We start from the raw sequence: 2,724 nt of genomic DNA, 5'->3' as shown, positions 1-2,724 counted from the left end.
TCGTCACCGCGGGCGGGGCGACGCCGCTGGCCCTGGCCGTCATGCTGGTGGTCAGCGGCATCGTGTTCTGGCTGGCCCACGTCTACGCCCTGACGGTGGCCAACGTGCCCGGCGGCTGGGAGTTCGGCGCCATCCGCAAGGGGCTGCGCAAGGAGTGGCCGGTCGCGTTCGCCGCGATCCCGCCGGCGATCGCCGCGCTGTCGGCCGCGTTCTTCGACGACATCTCCCCCGCCGACGGGGCCTGGATCGCCTTGATCGTGGCGATCGTGGAGCAGCAGGTCTGGGGCTACGCCGCGGCCCGCCGGTCAGGGATGACGGGGCTGGCGCTGGTCCGCACGATCACGCTCAACGTGCTGATCGGCGTGGTGGTCGTGCTCCTGAAGGTCGCCGTCAGCCACTGAAAGCCACTGAGAGCCACTGAGAGCCACTGACCCGCGGGCCGCCGGTCCGCTCGACCGGTGGCCCCCGTCCGGCCGGGCGTGCCCGGGGTCCGGGCGGTCGGGTGGGCGGATTCAGTGGCCGCCGCGCGGCGCCCCGAGACCCTCCAGCAGGTAGCTGTCGAAGACGTCCTGCATGCGTCCGTACGGTCGCGTCGCCGGCGGATCCAACGGGTCGCGGGCGGCCTCCTGCTGGATCACCCGGTCCCGGATCAGGTTGCGCAGCGCCTGCTCGACCATCGAGGGGACCGGGATGCCGTCGGCGGCCGCGGCGCGGTTGACCGCGGCCATCAGCTCCGTCGGGATCTCGATCGTCGTCATCACGGCCGCGATGCTACGCGACGAGCGCGGGAAAACCCGTTGCCGCGCAACGACATTTCCCCGATCGAGCGCACAACGTCACTCTTGGGCAGTGAGCTGGATCAGTCGTCCTCGGGCACCTGCCGGCGCCGGGTGGTGAACAGCCCGTACAGCAGGCCCAGACCGCCCCCGACGACCGGCGCCAGGACCCAGAGGTTGAGCACCACGGCCGCGGCGACGCCGACCAGCAGGCCGGTGAACGTCCAGATGGCGATGGCGGGGGCACGGGGCTCGCGCCAGTTGGGGTCGTCCTTCACGCGACCACCGTAGCGGCCGGATCCGTCCCCCTCAGGCACCGGTGGCGCCGCCGAGCCGGCGCGGCTGACGCTCCGGCTCGCGAGCGGCGGGCGAGACGATGCCGGCGACCGCGACCAGGCCCAGCACGATCAGCAGCGCGTTGAGCAGGCCGACGTGCTCGCCGACGAAGCCGACCAGCGGCGGGCCGACCAGGAACGCGAGGTAACCGATGGTGGCGACGGCGCTGACCCGGGCCGCGGCGGTCGCCGGGTCGTCGGCGGCCGCGGACATGCCGACCGGGAAACCCAGCGCCGAGCCCAGACCCCAGGCGACCACACCGGCGGCGGCCAGACCCGGGTTCGGCGCGAAGATCATGGTGGTCAGGCCGACGCCGGCCAGCAGCGCCGACACACGGAGCACCGGCACCCGGCCGAACCGGTCGAGCAGGAACACGCCGAACACCCGGCCGATCGTCATGGCGGTGACGAAGATGCCGAACACCAGGGCGCCGGTCGCGTTGTCCACGCCATGGCCGTCCACCATGGCCAGGGCCAGCCAGTCGTTGGCCGAGCCCTCGGCGAAGGCCATGCCCAGCACGATCAGGCCGATCAGCAGGGTGCGGCGGTCGCGCCAGACCGTCAGGCGGCGACGCCAGTCGCCCCTGCCGGTCGCCTCCTTCTCCTCCTGCGCGGCCGAGAGCGCCGGATCCGGTTGCAGGAAGCGCACGGCGATCAGCACGGCGACGGTCATCACCGCGGCCACCACCGACAGGTGCACGACGATCGGCACGCCCAGGTGCTCGGCCAGGGCGCCGGTACCGGCCCCGATGATGGTGCCGACGCTGAACATCGCGTGGTAGATCGGCATGACGGTGCGCCCGAGGGCCCGCTCGTTCGCCGCGCCGTCCACGTTCATGGCCACGTCGCACGTGCTGGTGCCCAGGCCGAACACGGCCAGGCCGGCGATGACGACGGGAATGGAGCCGATGCTGCCGCCGGCCCCGGCCACCACCAGGCCGCCCGCGGACAGGATCATCGTGGCCCGGATGGTGCTGATCGGACCGAACCGGGCGAGCACGTGGCTGGACAGCACGAGGCCGACCATCGAGCCGCCGGACAGACCGAACACGACCAGACCCATCTGCCAGGTCGAGGCCCCCACGGCGTCCCGGATGGCCGGAACGCGGGCCACCCAGCTGGCCAGCGCCACACCGCACAACGCGAAGATCACGAACAGCGCGTTGCGCCAGGCGACGAGTTCCCGCCGGGTCAACGTCCGGGCCGCGGCGCTCCCGAGGGCGCCGGCACGGGCGGCCGGGACGTCGGCGGCCGGGACGTCGGCAGCCGGGACGTCGGCGGCCGGGAGGTTGGCGGCGGTGGCGCCGTCCGCCACGGCGGCCGCGGCGGTCCCGTCGCTCGGGCCGCCGGCGCGCGCGACGTCGGCGGCAGCGGTCGTGGCGCCCGGTCCGGCGGAACCGTGGGCGGTCGTCTCGGCGGCCGTCGCGCCCGACGAGGCGGCCGTCGAGGCGGCCGGCTGTGCGGTGGGCTGGGACATGCGGGATTCCTCAACTGCTGGTCGGTGGCCCCGCGGGGTCGGCGGGTGATGTCGTAACGATTCGATCGAATCGTTTCGACAAGGCGACGGGCGCTCCCGGACCAGGGTCAAGAGGCTCCACTCGGCCCGGAGCCGG

4 protein-coding genes are annotated in these 2,724 nt (G+C 73.6%); 1 reads left to right on the top strand and 3 read right to left on the bottom strand.

The features are described 5' to 3' along the window. Positions 1-401: hypothetical protein (locus ACOJUF_RS04800; protein ID WP_420120726.1), on the top strand; the 401-nt coding region annotated here is incomplete at its 5' end. A gap of 111 nt (positions 402-512) precedes the next feature. On the opposite strand, the gene ACOJUF_RS04795 is transcribed toward ACOJUF_RS04800, so the two are convergent. The 3 genes from ACOJUF_RS04795 to ACOJUF_RS04785 all read right to left on the bottom strand — a co-directional run bounded on the left by ACOJUF_RS04795 (position 513) and on the right by ACOJUF_RS04785 (position 2,588). Next, a complete protein-coding gene (locus ACOJUF_RS04795; RefSeq protein WP_420120725.1) occupies positions 513-758 on the bottom strand; it encodes a hypothetical protein in 246 nt (81 codons plus the stop codon). Positions 759-859: 101 nt separating this feature from the next. After that, positions 860-1,054 carry a hypothetical protein gene (locus ACOJUF_RS04790; protein ID WP_420120724.1) on the bottom strand — a complete coding sequence of 65 codons (195 nt, stop codon included), beginning with the start codon at positions 1,052-1,054 and terminating at the stop codon, positions 860-862. A 31-nt stretch (positions 1,055-1,085) separates the two neighbouring features. Continuing rightward, positions 1,086-2,588 (bottom strand): MFS transporter, encoded by a 1,503-nt coding sequence (locus ACOJUF_RS04785; RefSeq protein WP_420120723.1) that lies wholly within the window; start codon positions 2,586-2,588, stop codon positions 1,086-1,088. Between the last annotated feature and the right edge of the window lie 136 nt (positions 2,589-2,724).

This window comes from Nakamurella sp. (assembly GCF_048594475.1).
GTDB lineage: Bacteria > Actinomycetota > Actinomycetes > Mycobacteriales > Nakamurellaceae > Nakamurella.
The sequence above is the reverse complement of the archived record's forward strand: the minus strand, read 5'-3'. Positions and strand labels throughout refer to the sequence as shown.